Source organism: Paenibacillus sp. YN15 (assembly GCF_003285005.1).
Taxonomy (GTDB): Bacteria; Bacillota; Bacilli; order Paenibacillales; family NBRC-103111; genus Paenibacillus_AR.
Map to the genome: position 1 here is coordinate 279,384 of NZ_QMFA01000001.1, position 18,387 is coordinate 297,770.

The window sequence follows — 18,387 nt, forward strand, 5'->3', positions numbered from 1 at the left end:
GTGAAGGCATGTTCAGTTGGAGAAGGAGAGGGGTGCGGAGCCGGTGGCTTCAGTCGTATGCCATTGTGCTGCTTATTCCCATTGTGATGATGGCAGCTACTTATGTGCAGACAAAGCGGGTGATTGAGGAGGAAATACACCGCGCCAACTCCGCATTGCTGTCCCAGCTCCAGCGGGAAATCGACAGCTATATAGACGACACCTACCGCTTGGCGGAGACTATTTCCCTTAATCCCAAAGTGGCCTCGCTGATCAGCCGGCAGCAGCAGCTGGGGTGGGAGGAGAAGCTGCTGATGGTGCAAGCCATGGCTGACTTCAGATTTTATGTGGCCTTGCGGAATGTCGAGCAATTTTATATTTACTTCCGCGAGGGAGATTTCCTACTGACGCAGGGCTCATACTATCCGACAAGCTTGTACTATGATTTGTATTTGGCTTCTTCCGGAGTAAAGCTGGACGAGTGGAGAAACCACTTGCTGGGGAAGCACCGCGGACTCTTTACCAGTCTGGACGGATTAGGCGGAGAAAACAAAAACGGCATTATGTACACCCAGTCTCTTCCGATGCAGGACAAAGGCGTATCGGGCACGGCCACGCTTGTCATTGAATTCAATCAGGAGCAATTGTTGGCCTCCATCCGCAATATCCAATCCTATAATCAGGGCAACGTATACATCCTGGATGCGGAGAACCGGCTGTTGGCTTCGGCGGAAGCCTTCCCGGATGAAGCCCGCAGCTTCCGCAAGCTGGAGGGCAAGAACCAAACCGGCATGGTTACGGACAGCTGGAACGGCAAACAGGTGGTATTAAGCTACATGGAATCCAGTAAAAGCAGCTGGAAATACGTGTATGTTTTGCCTTCCCGCCTGTATGCCCAGAAGGCCCAATACGTCCGCAATATGACGCTTTTAACCTTGGGGACCAGTCTGATTCTGGGCTCTGTTATCGCCATTTTCCTCGCACGCAAAAATTATCATCCGCTGGAGCGGCTGGTCCGCAATGTGGCGCAGCGCAACAGGCCTGAGCTGGCGAAGCTGGCCCCTTCAGAAATCAATGAATACGATTACCTGGAAAAGGTCATCGATGACGCGCTGGATAACAATACCCTCATGCACCGCACCATTGAAAAGCAAAGCAAGACCATCCGCTCCAATCTGCTGGTGCGGATTCTGAAAGGGCGGATTGAGCAGGGGTTCCCCTTGCATGAAGTGCTGCCCGAGCATGGAGTCCGGCTGACCACCCAGGACCTGGCGGTAATGCTGTTCTATCTGGAGGATTACAGCGGCTTCTTCCGGCAGGATGAGCAGGACGAAGAGAAGAAGCGTGAATTTGTCCAACTGATTATGACCAATATCATCGAGGAATTGGCCGGGCAATCCCATCAGGGCTGGATGGTGGAGATTGACGATATGCTGGCTTGCATCGTGAATTTCCGCGAAGGCGTCTCCGCCGCCGAGGCTATGCAGGACCTGGCCAATCTGGCCGAGGAAGCCCAGCGGTTTATCGGCAACCGTTTCCACATTCAATTCACCGTTTCTGTAAGCATGCTGCACAGGTCCGTGGCGGAGCTGCCTGCCGCTTACCAGGAGGCCATGGAGGCCATGGAATACCGCATGCTGCAGGGGGTACAGACCATTATCTGGTATGAAGAGATCAAGCAGCATGAGCTCTCGTACTCCTATTCCATGGAGAAGGAGCAGCAGCTGATCAATTATGTAACGGCCGGTGATTTTGCCGGGGCCAAACAGACCCTTGACGATATTATCAACTCTAATCTGGGACAGGGCAATATCTCTGTAGATATGATCCGCTGTCTGATGTTCGACATGTGCAGCACCATGATGAAGGCGGCCATGGAGGCCAATCTGAATCCCTCCGAGCTTTATGTGGAGAATCTGGAAGCGATCCGGGAGCTGGTGAACGGCAGCACAGCCCAGGCCATGCGGGAGCGGATGACGCAGTTCCTGCGCAAGGTATGCAGCCATTCCGAGGAGAGGAAGAAAAGCGGCAAGTACCGGCTGAAGGATAATGTGCTGGCCTACATCGGCGAAAATTATCAGAATCACGACCTGAGCATTACCACCATCTCCGAGCATTTTGACCTGCATCCGTCTTATCTGTCCCGCTACTTCAAGGAGCAGGCCGGGGAGAATCTGACGGAATATATCAACAAATACAGGGTGGAGCAGGCCAAGGCGCTGCTTCTGCAAGACGAGATTCTGATCAAGGACATCTGCGATATGGTGGGAATGTACAATATCAACACCTTTATCCGGCTGTTCAAAAAATACGAAGGGGTGACGCCCAGCGCATACCGGGAGAGCAACAGGCATTCATGATGCCAGAGTGCCGCCGGTATTTTATCAGAAGGGGAGATGGTTTGGTTGCCGAAATATGAATTCGACAGGCTCCGCAAGGCCTGGAGGGAGCAGCTTACCGGCGGGACGGCATACAACGGCTCCGATCCGGATATTTCCGCCCAAGTCGCAAAGCTGACCGCCCGGGCTCAAGCATTTTGGGAGGCCATGGACAAGTCGCCGGGCGAGTATCTGTGGAGCGATCTTGCCGGTGCGGACGCTTCCGCCCATATTACCGGCTGCTATACCCGATTGCGGGAAATGGCGCTGGCATACTCCACCTATACTTCCGCTCTCTACAACAATGCCCGATTGCAGAACAGCCTGCTCACGGGCTTGGATTGGATGTACCAAAACCGGTACAACGAGAATAAGGCGCAATACGGCAATTGGTGGGACTGGCAAATCGGCGCGCCGCTGAAATTGCTGGACATTGCGATCTTGCTGTATGAGAGTCTGCCTTCCCCCCGGATTGCCGATTACGCGAAGGCGGCGGGGGCATTCTTAGCTCCCATAAGCACTTTTACAGGGGCCAACCGGGTGTGGGCGGCTACTGTAACCGCCCTGCGGGGAGTGGTCAACGGGAACGGCGATTTGCTGGCTTCCGCCCGGGACGCCCTCAGTGAGGTGTTCCGTTACGTCAATTCCGGAGATGGCTTCTACCGGGATGGCTCTTTTATCCAGCATGACTGTCTCTCCTACAACGGCGGGTACGGGGTCGCCCTTCTGGGCGATGTCTCGGCATTGATTGGTTTGCTTGGCGGCTCCCCTTGGGCGGTGACAGATCCCCTTGCGGCCAATGTGTACCGCTGGGTGCATGATGCCTTCGAGCCGTTCATCTATAAAGGCGCCCTTATGGATATGACCCGGGGGCGGGAGATCTGCCGGGCGGCTGCGCAGGATCATGCCAAAGGCAGCAGGCTGATTCAGTTCATTCTCCGGCTGTCCGCATTGGCGCCTGCCGCCACTGCGGCTCTTTACAAGAGTATGGTGAAATACTGGATTCAGACGGATACATACAGAAGCTTCTACGAGGATTGTCCGATTCCGTCCATCATGCTGGCAAAGGACATCATGAATGATCCCGCTGTGATTCCGCGGGGAGAGTTGATTGCAAACAAACCCTTTAACAATATGGACCGCGTCGTCCATCTCCGGCCCGGCTTCGGCTATGCCGTAAGCATGTCCTCCAGCCGGATCGCCAATTATGAATCCATCAACGGCGATAATACCCGGGGCTGGTATACGGGGGACGGGATGACCTATCTGTACAATGGGGATTTGGGCCACTACAGCGGCGATTATTGGCCCACCGTCAATCCCTACCGCCTGCCCGGCACTACTGTGGACACCATGGCAAGAGCCGACGGCTCGGGGCAAAACTACCGGAGCTTATCCTCATGGTGCGGAGGAGTGGAGATTGCAGGCCTGTACGGAACTGCCGCAATGTCTTTCCAAGCCTGGAACAGCAATCTGCGTGCGGAAAAATCCTGGTTCATGTTTGACGACGAGATTGTTGCCCTGGGAGCCGGCATCACCAACCGGGAGCAGGAAGGCGAAGGCTGGGACGGGGACGCCAGAAGAGTGGAGACCATCATCGAGAATCGCAGACTGGACGACAGCGGCGGCGGCAGGCTTTTGGTCAATGGAGTGGACAAAACCGGCTCACCCGAATGGGCTCAGGATAAAACGGTCTGGGCGCACTTGTCCGGCAGCGCTTCCGGTGCGGATATCGGCTATTTTTTTCCGGGAGGAGCAACGGTGAAGGGGCTGCGGGAGGCAAGAACAGGCAAGTGGAGCTCTATCCATCCCAGCGGCTCCAAGGCTGACATAACCCGGAGCTACCAGACCTTGTGGTTTGATCATGGCGCCAACCCCGCGGGCGAAAGCTATTCTTATGTGCTGCTGCCGGGGAAAACCGCCTGTCAGGTACAAGACTATGCCGCCAATCCGGATATTGAAATTCTGGAGAACTCCGCATCCGCGCAAGCCGTTCTGGAGAAGAAGCTGGGTGTGACGGGGGTTGTGTTTCTGACGGATACACTGAAGTGGATTCAGGCGGGCGGGGTCAATTTTATCTCAAGCAGCAAGAAGGCCCTGGTGATGACCAGGGAATCGGACGCGGGGATGGAAGTGGCTGTTTCCGACCCGACTCAGTCAAATCCCGATGTGATCAGCATTGAAATCAACAGAAGCGCCTCAAGGGTGTGCACGGCAGATCACGGTGTTGCCGTCATTCAGCTAAGTCCTTCCATTAAACTGGATATTCATGTGGGTGAGGCCAAAGGGAAAGTCTTCAAGGCAATATTCGCATAAAGAACAAAGCCAAAATGCAAGTGTTAGCGTATACAAAATTCGGGGAGTGATCTGAATGTATAAGCATGCTTGGAAGCGTTTGGGCAAATATGTTGTTCTTTTATTGGCTGTTTTCGTCCTGTTGGCTACGGCGGCTCCGGCGGAGCTGCTGGCGGCCGACCCTCCCCATGATGCCGAGCTGCGCAATGCTCTGGGCCCCAATGATATTGTCATTGACAATACGGATTCCGGGGTCACCCGGTCCGGCTCCTGGAGTACGGGAACGAGCAATCCCGGCAAATATTTCGGAGCCAACTATGAGTTTGTCAACGGCGCTCAGGGACAGAATCAAACCATCCGCTACAACCCGACCCTTCCCCAAGCCGGCGTCTACGAGGTTTATATTGTATTCAGCTCGTCGTCCAACCGGGCGGATAATGTCACCGTTCAGGTCTCCCACCAAGGGGGAATTACCACCCAAACCGTCAATCAGAAGAAAAATGGCGGCGTCTGGTATCCCCTGGGGACATTCAGCTTTGCAGCGGGCAGCTCCGGCTATGTCAGAATCAACAGCGCCGGAACCAACGGCTATGTAATGGCGGATGCAGTGCGCTTCGCCGTTCCCGTGCCGGACCCGGAAAATCCGGGTCCCTTAGCCGTCAATGACCCCCTTGGCCCGATTATTTTCCGCTCCGGTTTTGAACCGGGCTCTGCGGGTGTAGCCAGTCCTTCGGATTCAGGACTCATCACCCGAATCACAGGTACAGACAATTCTGTAAGCGTTCCCAATAATTGGACAACGCATCTGGACGGCTATTCCAAATTCGGTGAGCTGGTGTTTGAATATCACTCCGGCGGAGATAATTCCGCCGCCAGATATGCCCGGATTGTCAATGATCCCACCCCTGGAGGCAGCGGCAACAAGGTGCTGCAATATTGGCTGGGCAGCTCCGGCGGGACAGCGGACAGAGGCCGGGTGCAGGCTTTGCTGCGCAACAATACCAATCTGACAGAGGTGTTCTACAAATTCAGGATGTACCTTCATCCGGATATCGAGCTGGTGAAGGAAAGCGCCGATCCCAACGGCTGGTTTACCCTGGCGGAATTCTGGAATCAGCCCAGCTGGACGACAGGAGCCCAATATCCTTTTCGGATTTCCCTGAATTTGACCAAGGAGCTGGGGGTAGGGAAGCCCTTCAAATTCCGCGTATCCGGCCAAACCACTCCTACCTCCGGAGGCGAGGATACGGAGGAATTCACCACCCTGTGGGAGGAGAAGAACCATTGGAATGTTCCCACCGGAACCTGGTTGGAGGGGGAGCTGTACTACAAGCAGGGGAATGCGGGCACAGGAAGGTTCTATTTCGCCATTGCCCCCGAAGGGGGGGAAAAGCGGGCGGTATTCGATATCACCAATTGGACCTACCATCCGCAGAATCCGGCGCCGGCAGGGCTTACCCATTTTCACCCGTTTAAGCTGTACACCAGCAGGAGCCTGACCAATTTTGTCAAGGACCGGGGAGGCGCATTGCAGGTTTATTGGGATGATATCCAGTTCTGGCCGTCCATGGCTCCAGATGCCGCGTTGCGCAATGCCCTGGGTCCGGGGGATATTGTTGTGGACAATTCCGACAGCGGGGCTGTCAAAACCGGAACATGGAGCGCAGGCACAAGCAATCCGGGCAAGTTCTATGGCAGCAACTATCATTACGTCAACAACGGCACGGGGCAGACTGTCCGGTACACGCCGAACATCCCTACCGCAGGCACGTACCGGGTCTATGTTACCTTTACCGGCGCGGCCAACCGCTCCAACAGCGTACCCTATACCATCTATCATAACGGCCAGACGCATACGGCAACGGTCAACCAACGGATTACTTCTTATCATAAAAAGTGGTATCCCATTGGGGAGTATTCCTTCTCCGCCGGAACCGGCAACTACGTCCAGATCAATACCGCGGGAACCAGCGGCTATGTCATTGCCGATGCGGTGCGGTTCGAGCCGTTGTAAGGGCGGGACAGGCGAAGGATTGTTATTCAACGATTTGCGAAGGAGGCATAACATTGAGGAAACGCATTGGATTCGCCATCTTGTTCATGCTGCTGGCAGCGGGGTTTCTCCTCCTGCCCGCAGGTCATACCGCCATGGCGGCGGACGATCTGCCGGTTGTGGTGCAGGATAATTTCGAGGATGAGGCCGGAAACGGCACATTGAAGGACTGGAGCTACCCTGCCGCCACTGTAACGGTTGCGGACCGCCCGAAGAACGGGGAGACGGATGTGTTTGAGGAAGAAAACAAAGCCCTTAAGTCCACCGTCCGCACCTCGGGGTCCGCCCACAGAGCCATCAGGAAATTTACGCCGCTGTCGGGCAAGGTGGAAATCAGCTATGAGATTCGTCTGGACAGCAAACCTATCAGCCAGATCAAGCTGCCGGAGATTCAAGGGGGAGGCGCCAACATCCTGACCTCCATCTCCGTGATTAATTCGCTTATCGATGCGGAGAATCTGTTCCGCTTCGACATCCCTACGGGACCGGGCACCACCGCTCCTCGGGTGCGTATTGATTCCATGCCCTTAAAAACCTGGATTCCCGTGAAGGTGGAGCTGGATACAGATACGGACACCTTCTCCGTATGGGTGAACGGGAGCCAGGCGGTTGACAACAAGCCTTTCTACAACAGCTATCAAGTGGATTCCATTGATGCGCTGTGGTATGGTCTGACCGCCAGCAACAGCGCCGCTCCGGACTTCTATCTGGACAATCTGGTGGTGAAAGGCAGGCCGGCTCCTGTTCCCGACGTAAGGGAGACCAAGCTGGCCACTCCTCCCCAGGTGCCGGTGGCGGCCAATATCCGCAAGGATCATCCGCGGATTTTCATTGACGATTTCAGCAAGATCAAGGCCAAAATCGCCGGGGATTACATCCCCATGAACTGGTATAACGGCATCAAGCGCCAGGCGGATACTCTCTTGGATACGCCGGTGCGCCCCTACGGCACCAATCCGGACAACGGCCAGGTGCTGGAGCATGCCAGAGAGATGGAAAACCGGACCTTCATTCTCTCCATGACCTATCAGATGGAGCGGGAGCAGAAGTATCTGGACCGCTTGTGGCAGGAAATTCTGAATACGGCGGCTTACCCCAGTTGGAAGCCGGAGAGCTTCCTGTCCGTGGCGGAGATGCTTCAGGCATATGCAATCGCTTACGACTGGAACTATTATGACTGGACGGAGGAGCAGCGGACTTTCATTCTGGACACCATGCTGGACAAGGGCCTGACCTACGGTGTGGACCGCTACAACGGCAAAAGCCAAGGGGGCACGAACTTTACCGCCGTCACCCACAACTGGAATGTGGTCTGCAACGGGGGGCTGATGATTGCGGCGCTGGCCATTGCCGACGAATATCCGAATCTGGCGGAGTTTGTTCTGGAGAAGGGGACGGAGAATATCAAAAAAGGCCTGACCGCCTACGCGCCTCTGGGAGCATACCCTGAAGGAGCTATGTACTGGTCATACGGCACCAGCTACCTGACGTATGCCATGTCGGCCCTTGACACCGCTTTTGCCCCGAGCTTCCCATGGCCGGACAAATACAAGCTGTACGAGGCCCCCGGCGTGGCGCTGGCGCCGGAGTTTCCGATATATCTGTCCGGCATGACCGGCTCCTTCAACTATGGGGACAGCAACATCGGCAAGGTGAACTCCCCCATTATGATGTGGTTTGCCGAGAGATTCGACAAACCCCAGTATGCCTGGTACTTCCTGAGAAACCAGTCCGCCCAGGAGGGAGGAACCACATCCTCCAGAGGGACGGTTTATGCCTTGCTCTGGTACGATTCCAAATACCGGACCTTTACCGGAAGCTTCCCGCTGGATAAAGCCTACCAGAACCCGACGGGAACCAACAGTGTGCTGATGCGAAGCTCCTGGCAGGATGAGCAGGGCATCTATGCGGGCCTGAAGGGCGGATATAACCGGGAAAATCACTCCTCCCTGTCTATCGGCACCTTCATTCTGGAGGCGTTGGGACAACGCTGGGCCACCATGCGCGGAGCCGGCAACTACGATTGGGACAACTACAATGATCTGACAGGAGGCCGCTTCCAGTATTACAACAACCGGGCGGAGGGCCAGAACACTCTGGTGATGAACCCGGAGAAGGGCGGCTTTGACCAGATTATCGAGGCGACGGGCGTAGTGGAGAAGGCCGGATTCAACTCCGGGGAAGCCTTCGGGGTTCTGGATATGAGCCAGGCCTACGCCAGGGATGCCGCCAGCGCCAAACGGGGACTGCGGCTCTTCGACAACCGCTCCAAGGTGCTGGTGCAAGATGAGATTACAGCTGCCGAACCGGCGGAGGTATGGTGGTTTATGCATACGGCTGCCTCCATCGCCATCGCCGACGACGGCAAATCCGCCATGCTGACCCAGAACGGCCAGCGCCTGTGGGCGCATATCGTGGATGGACCTGCGGATGCGGTATTCCTGGCGATGGACGCCAAACCCTTGCCATGGTCCCCCAACCCTGCCGTCCAAAGCACCAGCTACGGAACCAAGCTGGCCATCCGCATGAAGGGCGTAACCGACGCCCGTCTGGCGGTGCAGTTTGACCCGTTGAAGCCGGGAGAAGCGCCGCCTTCCCAATATGCGCCTGTTGTCGCCCTGGCAGATTGGCAGGTTGAGCCTGACAATACGAAGCTGCTGGGAGAGAAGATGGGCGATAACACCGCCCTGCTGACGGACAGTCCCTTCGCTTATGACGAAGGAGCGCGGGTTATGCTGGAGGAGGGCAACCCCGCCGTCAGGCCGGTGCAGGAGGGCGACAAGCAACTGGTTCCCGTTTCCTTTGTTGCGGAATCCCTGGGGGCGCTGGTAACCCATGACGAGTCGGCCGGCACGGATATGATCCGCTACCGGGACAGACTGGTATTGCTGCCGGTGGAGAAATCCGACGACCCGACAGACCCGACGGAGTCGACAGGACCGGAAAGTTCCGGCGGTCCTGCAGCTGCGGCTCCCGGCGGAACGGTTCAAGCAGGCAAAATCACACTGGTTCCCGCCGTGAACGCGGACGGCTCTGCTCTGGCGGCGGTAACCAAAGAGCAATTGCTGGCCGCCATGGAGCAGGCAGCCCCCGACGAACACGGCAACCGCAAGGTGGTTGTGGAGATCGCGCCCGATTCCAAGGCTTCCTCCTACACAACTGAACTTTCCTCCGCTGTGGACAGCGGGGACGGGGAGAAGCTCACGATGCTGGTAAAAACACCGGTTGCCCATGTGGAGATTTCCGGCAAGCTGCTCTCTCAGAACCAGGCCAACGGAGCTTCCCCGCTTGTTCTGACGGCGGAAGCGGCCGCCCCCGGCAAGCTGGACAGCCAAGCTGCCGCAGCCATAGGGGAGCGTCCGGCGGTTCGGATGGAGCTGCGCCGGGATGGCCGGCCTGTGCAAGGGAATACGCCGCTGCCGGGCATTCTGGTATCGCTGCCGTATACCCCTTCTGCCCATGAATTGGCCGATCCGGAGCATCTGACCATATGGAAGATTGCCCCGGACGGAAAGAATCTTCCTGTTGCCAGCGGCAAATACGATCAAGCGGCGGGAGCGGTCACCTTCGCTGCGCACCAACTGGACAACAGCGTATACAGCATTGCGTATGTAAACAAATCCTTTGCCGATACCTCCAGCTATGGCTGGGCGGAGCATTCCATCTCCGTGCTCGCTTCCAAAGGAATTATCCAGGGTGTTTCGGAGAGCGCCTTTGCTCCCGGTGAACCGGTTACCAGAGCCGATTTTCTGATGCTCCTGGTGAATGCTTTGGAGCTTGCGGCAGAACCCGGCGGCAGCTTCGCCGATGTGGAGGAGAACGCCTATTACGCCGAAGCGGTGGGCATTGCCCGCCGGCTGGGCATTGCCGAAGGCGCCGATGACAACCGCTTCCATCCGGAAACGCCCATCTCCCGTCAGGACATATTCACCCTTGTTGCGCGGGCAATGGTTCTGGCGGGCAAGCTGGATGCGTCAGAAGCGCGGCCGGAGGCGCTCACCCGCTTTGCCGATTCCGCCAGCCTGGCGTCCTACGCCGTGAAGAGTGCCGCGCTTCTCGCCGAAGCGGGCATGATCCAAGGGGATAACCAGGGCATACGCCCGCTGGACAGCATTACCCGGGCGGAGGCAGCCGTGCTGTTGTACCGGATCTACAATAAGTAACCAGGCAGCCGGGCAGAGGCCGGACTTTACGGTTCGGCCTCTGCCGGGGCCAAGCGAGGAGGGCAAATATGAACATAAAGCGACTTAATATCCTGCTGATTCTGACCATGCTCGGCACATTGCTGTTTGGACATCCGGCGCTGGCCGTCAGAGACATAGCGTTAACCGCTCCGCTGGGACAATATGATATCGTGGTGGACAATGAGGGTACCGACCCTCAAAAAGGAACAGTAGCGATGACCCCGGGAACCGACCCCGCCACCGGCGCGGGGAAGGCTTGGAGTACCAGCACGACCAATCCCGCTTCCAATTATGGAGCCAACCGCCACCAAATCCTCACTGGCAGCGGCGCCACCTTTACGTGGATTCCCGTCATTCCCCAGTCGGGAAACTATGCGGTCTATGTCAGCTTTCATGGAACCACCGGCAGAGCCAATCCGGTTCCCTATGAGATCTATCACGGGGGAACCAGCACCATCGTGAATGTCAACCAGACCAGCTCCAGCCTTAGCAACGGCTACTGGTACGGGTTGGATACGGGGGGAGTCAATTCATATTATTTTGAAAAAGGGACGGCGAACTATATCCGCATTGATACCGGCTCCCTTACAGGATGGGTGCTGGCCGACGCCGTTCGTTTGGTGCCTTTGTTTACCCCGGAGCCGCCTGCGCAAAGCAGCGACGCCACTCTTGGCAGCCTGGCGGTTAATCCCGGGGAGTTGGATTTTGACCCCGCGGTGAAGGATTATACCCTGAATGTAGTCGGCAGTGTGTACAGCAGCATAGACATTACCCCTACAGTCAATTCGGCCGTCTACCAAAGTCTGCGCATTAACGGCCAGGCTGCGGTATCAGGAGCCACCTATACCGTTCCGCTTGTCCCCGGGGAGAACCTGATCACCATACAGGTGACGGCGGAGGACGATACCGTAAACACCTACACCTTGCTGGTGAACCGGACGGTGCCCAGCAGCGAGGCCAGACTGAGCGGTCTGACCCTCAGCCGGGCGCCGCTGGCCTTCGACCCTGACATAACCGCCTATCTGGTGCAGGTGGGGGATCAGGTCACCAGCCTGGATGTGACGCCTACCGTTATGGCCGCCGTGTACCAAAGCCTTACGGTGAACGGCAGCCCTCATGCTTCGGGAGTCCCTTGGCCTGTTGAATTGTCTGTCGGCGAGAACACGGTGGTCATCGCCGTTGTCGCCCAAGATGGAACGGAGAAGGAATATACGGTAAGAATCGTCAGGCAGGGAGAAGCCGCTGTTCTCAGCAGCCTGGAGCTGTCCCTGGGGGCGCTTCATTTCAGCCCCTGGCGGACGGAATACAGCATCTATGCCGGACACAAAGTGGAGAGCCTTACGCTGACGCCCGCTTCCTCCTCCGGTTTTTATGAGCGGATGACCGTAAATGATGTTCCCCATGAATCCGGCAAGCCTTATGCCGTGGCTCTTGCTGAAGGGGAGAATCTTGTGACCCTGCGGGTATATTCCAATACTGGCCAAGAGATGGTCTATACTGTCCGCATCCACCGCCTGGACAGCGGAACCAGCGCCAAGGTTGTCAACGGCAAAACAGTGCTTCCGGCGGAAAAGCTGGCGGAGGCCCTGGGAGTGAAGCTGCTTCAGGATTCCTCCGGGCTGTTGGTTTACAGCGACAAAGACTTCGACTTTTCCGATAGCGGCGATGCGGCCTTGCGGGAGGAATTGCTCCGGCTGCTGGGCCTCCGCCTGACCCTGGACGGGGAATATGCCGCCTTCTTCAATCCCGCCCAAAAGGATTACCGGCTGCTGCTGCCTTCCGACGGGCATGTTCCGGTCATCGGGCTGGAGCATGCAGGCGGAACAGAATATGCTGTCCGGCGGGCGACGGTGGAGCCATCTGTTGAGCTGACCGTGGGCGGCGGGGATACGTATACCTTTACTTTTGCAGAGGATCTGCTGTCAGGAGCTCCTGCTTCGTCCCTTGCCGGTATCAAGCTGTCCATTGAAGGGGAGGAGGAAGGGGAATTTGTCCCCACATGGATTCCCGTCGCTTATGTGGATTCCAATGACGGCTATGCCAATGTGAATACGCCCAACAAAACCGTTGACAATGACCTGAACACCCGCTGGTCCGCCAACAGCGCCGGTGAAACCGACTGGCTCCGCTATGACCTGGGCAGCAAGCAGAGGGTGTACTCCATGGCGCTGGCCGGATATTTGGGAGATGAACGCTCCTACCACTTTGAAGTGGAGATATCCGACGACGGACAGACCTGGCAGCCGCTTCTGCCTATGCAGCATACCAGCGGCGCCACCCTTTTGCCCGAGATATACGCGTTTCCCGAAAATGTGGAAACCCAATATATCCGCCTGCTGTGCTATGGATATGGTCCCAACCGGGACGGCTGGAACGGCGTTTCCGAGGTGCGTTTCTATGAAAGCCTGGAGCAGGAACAGCTGGATGTGTCCAAATGGGCTGAATATTTTGCCCCGCCCGACAATAAGGTTGGCGATCAGCTGAAGCTTCAGGTGAAGGGCTTGTCACCGGAGGGGACGGAATTTGCCCTTGACCCCAACACGGTGTCGGTGCGGTTTTTCACCGATAACGCCGCCGTTGCCCAGGTGGACGAAGCCACGGGACTGGTGACCCTGACGGGAGCAGGCACAGTCCGCATCAACGCAATCGCGGAGCAGGGAGACGCCATCCGAATCTCCAGCGTGATCATCGCGGTAAGCGAATAGGACCGTGTGGAGAGCCACTGTGCGATCATATCTTTTTTACATTACTTTATAGTGGGAGGGACGTTATGCCCAGCATTCATAAATGGAAATGGCTCCACTGGTTGATGATTTTTCTGATCACCAGTACGTTGTTTTTGGGAGTGAACGCGCCTTTAAAGGTGCAGGCGGCTGTATACGATACAGCATTGCAGGCCGCAGTGGGGCCCGATGATATTGTTTTGGACAGCACGGATTCCGTGCGGATAAATTCACCGGCAGCTACAGCGACTATGAACAAATGGGGCAGCTCAACGACAGATGCCAATAAGGGAAGACTATACAATGATAATACACATCGTATTAACATTGCCGAAGGAATCGACGGGGCCACTGCCCAATATACTCCGGATATCCCCCAATCAGGTATTTATGAGGTGTATATCACTTTCAATGGAGCCTCCGGCCGCGCGTCCAGTGTAAAATATGATATTTACCATAATTCCGTCACCGATACAGTCTATGTAGACCAGACGTCGTCTGCTTCCAACGGGAAGTGGCATAGTCTTGGCGGGTACTATTTTTCAAAGGGCAGCAGCAACTATGTAAAAATAGATACCACCGGTGCACGCGGCTGGGTTATGGCAGACGCAGTGCGCTTTGCGCCAGTATCTCTCGATCCTGCCGATAAGGATGATGATGCCACCTTAAGCGCTCTTGTTGTCAGTCCGGACCCCGGAACACTGAACTTTAGCCCGGAGGTGACCGATTACAGCTTTGAAGTATTCAATACCGTACACACTATAGATGTGACGCCTACGGTCAGTTCGGCGGTTTACCAAAGTCTTACGGTGGATGGACAGGTCATATCCTCCCAAAGCACCGTTACGAAAACGCTTGCCCCAGGCTTGAACACGATAGCGATTGTGGTGACAGCCGAGGACGGAACGGTTAAGACGTATCATGTAAATGTCATTCAGTTAAGCCATGATGGCAGCCTCAGCAATAATGCGAGGCTGAAAAGTCTCACCATCAATCCCGGGAAGCTTGCTTTTGAACCGGATATAACCGATTACAGCATCTCGGTGGAAAACAGTGTAGCCCATATAGATATTAGTCCGACGGCTGATTCAGAGGCATATAAAAACCTGACGATTAAGAAATTCCAGACGGTTAGCGGAAGCATCAGTGGAGGAATTGAGGTCGTCGAAGGGAATGCCCAGTCGGCAGGGGTATACACCATCGGACTTGAGCCGACTCTGCCGCGTGAAGTGGCGGGTTCCGCCGTAAATAGCACCACGATCACGATTTCTGTAAAAGCGGAAGATGATTATACTGTAAAAACCTATACCATTTACGTAACCAGAGAGTCTGCTGATCCGATTAACGATCAGAAGCTTAGGGATCAGGTTCAGGAAGGAGATATTGTAGTCGATAATACGGATTTGGGTGTTATCAGAACCGGGGTATGGTCTCCCAGCCGGGGCAGCGAAGGGAAATATTTCGGGGGCGGCTATGAATTCGTTGACGGCAAGCTGGGAAAAGGGCAGACCATCCAATATAATCCCGTTATTCCAACGGAGGGTGCTTATGAGGTGTATGCCTTATACAATGGAGCTTCCAATCGTGCGGACAAGGTCTTATATGAAATCAACCATAAGGATGGGAAAACCGTTGTTGAGATCAACCAGAAAAATAACGGAGGAATGTGGGTTCCGCTGGGAACGTTTGATTTTGAAGCAGGCAGCGGCAGCTATGTGAAAATTGACAGCGCCGGCACCAATGGTTTTGTCATGGCGGATGCCATTCGCTTTGCCGTACCGACTGACCCCGGTGAGAATAATGAATCGGAAAAACCGGAGCTGAAGGTCAATTATGCGCCGGCCGGCGATGTTATTTTCCAGTCGGGCTTTGAAGCGGGCTCCACAGGTGTGCCGAATCCCTCCGATCCCGGAACGGTTCAGGATATTATCGGCAAGGATCTGTCCTTCGACACAGCGAATGATTGGGAAGCGGATCTGGATGGATATGAGAAGTTTGGAGATTTTGCCTTCCAGTATGCCCCAGGTACGAATGCCAGTGAGCGGACTGCAACAATTATTGATGATCCGACCAGGAGCGATGGCAGCAATAAAGTGCTTTCTTATTGGCTTGGAAGTGTGGGAGATGCAGCCGACCGGGGGCGGATTCAATCCTATTTTACCGGGAATGAAGGTCTTGAGGAGGTATACTATACATTCAGGATGTATCTTCATCCGGATCTGGAATTGATCAAGCAAAGCTTCGATTCCAACGGGTGGTTTACCATCTCGGAATTCTGGAATCAGCCCAGCTGGAAGGATTGGACGCAATACCCCTTCAGGGTTGCCCTTAATCTTACAAAGGAAATAGGTTTTGATAAACCATTTCATTTCAGGGTATCAAGTCAAACAACACCGATTACGGGCGATGATTCCGTCGCCAGAGAATTCACCACCATATGGGAGGATAAGAACTACTGGAGCGTTCCTACGGGCAAATGGCTGGAATGCGAGATTTATTATAAAGAAGGAGATCAGAATACAGGAAGGTTCTATTTTGCTGTAACGCCTGAGGGAGAGGAGAAGAAGGTGCTGTTTAATGTTACCAACTGGACGCATCATCCGGAATTGCCGGCTGCAGGCGGGCTGACTGACTTTCATCCGTTTAAAATGTATACCAGCAAGGAACTGACTAATTTTGTGAAAAGTATGGGTGGAGCCCTTCAGATCTATTGGGATGATATCGCATTCTACCCGTCCATTGTATCGCTGGGCAGCACTGATTCCAGCTTAAGCAGTTTGAGAGTGAGTCCCGGAACAATATCGTCCGGTCCGGAGGAGGATATCGGCGGAAGCATAACGGCGATAGATGTGAATTCAACAGTTACACATGCGGTATATGACGGCAGCAAGCAGGTAGTGATCCTGAAGCTTGACGATTTGAAAAATACCAATTATCCGGTATTCCAAAATATTGCCGATTATGTGCAGGAAAAAGGGATTAAGGCTTCATTCGGCGTTATCGGAAATACGCTTGAGGATGACGGACAAAAGCAAGCCTATTATGATGCCATTAGAAACTGGGATAAAAACGGAATCGAGATATGGCACCATGGTTATGAGCATGTGATCACCGAATATAACGCCAGTCCTTTTGAAGCCCAAATGGAGAGCTTTGGCAAAACGGTGAACCTTTTGAAGGAGAAAACCGGAATTCATGTGCGCAGCTTTGGTTCTCCCTATAATAACAGTGACGCCACCACGGTGCAGGTATTGAATCAGTTTCCCGGAGTAAAGGTGAAGATGCTGGCAAGAGACCCGCAGGAAGAAGGGAAGCAGTTAAATCTGAATACCCGAGCGGATATGGAAACAGAGCCGGGTGTAGTGGATTATGATACGTTTGTGAACAATTATGTGAGCTATAAAAACTCGCCGCACATTGTATTGCAAGGGCATCCGGGAATGTGGGATGCACATAGCCTGAGTGAGTTCAAAAAAATTGTGGATTTCCTGCTGGCGGAAAATGTTGAGTTTTTGACTCCCTATGAATATAATTTGGCTTTGAATGGAATGGAGCTGACGCCGTCTTTTGACAGCAATATAAAAACCTACGCGGCAACAGTTGATGAGGATATGGATGCGGTTGCGATTATTGCCGCCCCCAACCATTCAGGAGCCGCAATAGCGCAAGGGGAAACCGGAATAAAAAGCTTGTCGCCGGGTTTGAATACTTTCCAGATCCATGTTACCGCGCAGGATGGGATTGCAACGGATACCTACACCTTAGAGATAACAAGAAGCCAAAAACAACCCGGTGAAGACCCGGATGAGGAAAATCCTCCGCCAACTGATGAAGATCCGGATGAAGAGAATCCTCCGCAAACCGGCAGCGGATCAGAACCGGAGCAGCCAAAAGAAAATGATCCGATAGTGGTAAAAGGAGCCCTTCTGGAGGCAACCGCAACGATAAATTCTGCCACCGGGAACGCGAAATCGGAGATTGATCCGAAATTGTTCAACGCTGCCCTGGGTCAAGCCAAGCCGGATGATAAAGGGATAAGGAAAATAGAAATAAATGTAGCGGTTGCACAAGGCGCAAGAGTGTATGAAATCGTGCTGCCCGCAGGCATATTGACGAACATATCGCAGAAAGAGACGATAGAAATAAATACGGTTGTCGGGAATATAGAAATAAATGGAGGTTTATTAAAGGTAGCGCAAGGATCAGCGGCGAACATAACGTTTATCATTGGGGCAGCAGATTCACCGGATCTTGGCCGGCCTGTCATCAATGTGGAGCTAGCGGTTGATGGAACTAGGCTTGAAAAGAAAGATTTGGAGTCTTCCGTCAGGATATCCATACCATATTCACCGACGCCTGAAGAACTGAAAAAGCCTGAACACATTGTAGTAAAATATGTGGATAAGGCTGGAAATATGATTGCGGTGCCCAGTGGGAAATATGACCTTGCCACCGGATTGGTGAGCTTTAGTACCAATCATTTCGGCAATTATGCCATTTCCTTTGATGTAAAGACCTTTACTGATCTTGCAGCGTTCGGATGGGCTCAAAAAGAGATTGAGGTTCTCGCTTCAAAGGGGATCATAAACGGAACCGGCAACGGGACCTTCAATCCGGGGGCAAGCATATCAAGAGCGGATTTTATCTTGCTGCTACAGGGGAACGGACAGTTTGTATATCCTCTCGGCAGCACAACCAGAGCCGAAGCCGCGGTAATGCTGTACAGAATATATAACCAGTAAAATCATGCAGAAAGCAGGGCCCCCGCCTCGATC

General features: G+C 54.4%; 6 protein-coding genes. All 6 read left to right on the forward strand.

Features of this window, described 5'->3' with window-relative positions:
• Positions 1-8 precede the first annotated feature (8 nt).
• Complete coding sequence (locus tag DQG13_RS00945) at positions 9-2,339, forward strand: helix-turn-helix domain-containing protein (RefSeq protein WP_113017483.1); 2,331 nt, start codon at positions 9-11, stop codon at positions 2,337-2,339.
• Positions 2,340-2,384: 45 nt separating this feature from the next.
• Positions 2,385-4,673 carry a polysaccharide lyase 8 family protein gene (locus DQG13_RS00950; protein ID WP_181592494.1) on the forward strand — a complete coding sequence of 763 codons (2,289 nt, stop codon included), beginning with the start codon at positions 2,385-2,387 and terminating at the stop codon, positions 4,671-4,673.
• Positions 4,674-4,728: 55 nt separating this feature from the next.
• Entirely contained in the window at positions 4,729-6,666 is a 1,938-nt protein-coding gene (locus DQG13_RS00955; protein WP_113017485.1) for a golvesin C-terminal-like domain-containing protein, read from the forward strand.
• A 53-nt stretch (positions 6,667-6,719) separates the two neighbouring features.
• A complete protein-coding gene (locus DQG13_RS00960) occupies positions 6,720-10,868 on the forward strand; it encodes an S-layer homology domain-containing protein (protein ID WP_113017486.1) in 4,149 nt (1,382 codons plus the stop codon).
• Positions 10,869-10,936: 68 nt separating this feature from the next.
• Entirely contained in the window at positions 10,937-13,594 is a 2,658-nt protein-coding gene (locus tag DQG13_RS00965; protein WP_113017487.1) for a cadherin-like beta sandwich domain-containing protein, read from the forward strand.
• Between the two features lie 65 nt (positions 13,595-13,659).
• A complete protein-coding gene (locus DQG13_RS00970; RefSeq protein ID WP_113017488.1) occupies positions 13,660-18,354 on the forward strand; it encodes a golvesin C-terminal-like domain-containing protein in 4,695 nt (1,564 codons plus the stop codon).
• Positions 18,355-18,387 lie beyond the last annotated feature (33 nt).

Excerpts from the sequence above, each read along its gene's own strand:
- DQG13_RS00945 (WP_113017483.1), top strand. The coding sequence starts at position 9 with ATGTTCAGTTGGAGAAGGAGAGGGGTGCGGAGCCGGTGGCTTCAGTCG.
- DQG13_RS00955 (WP_113017485.1), top strand. The coding sequence starts at position 4,729 with ATGTATAAGCATGCTTGGAAGCGTTTGGGCAAATATGTTGTTCTTTTA.
- DQG13_RS00965 (WP_113017487.1), top strand. The coding sequence starts at position 10,937 with ATGAACATAAAGCGACTTAATATCCTGCTGATTCTGACCATGCTCGGC.
- DQG13_RS00970 (WP_113017488.1), top strand. The coding sequence starts at position 13,660 with ATGCCCAGCATTCATAAATGGAAATGGCTCCACTGGTTGATGATTTTT.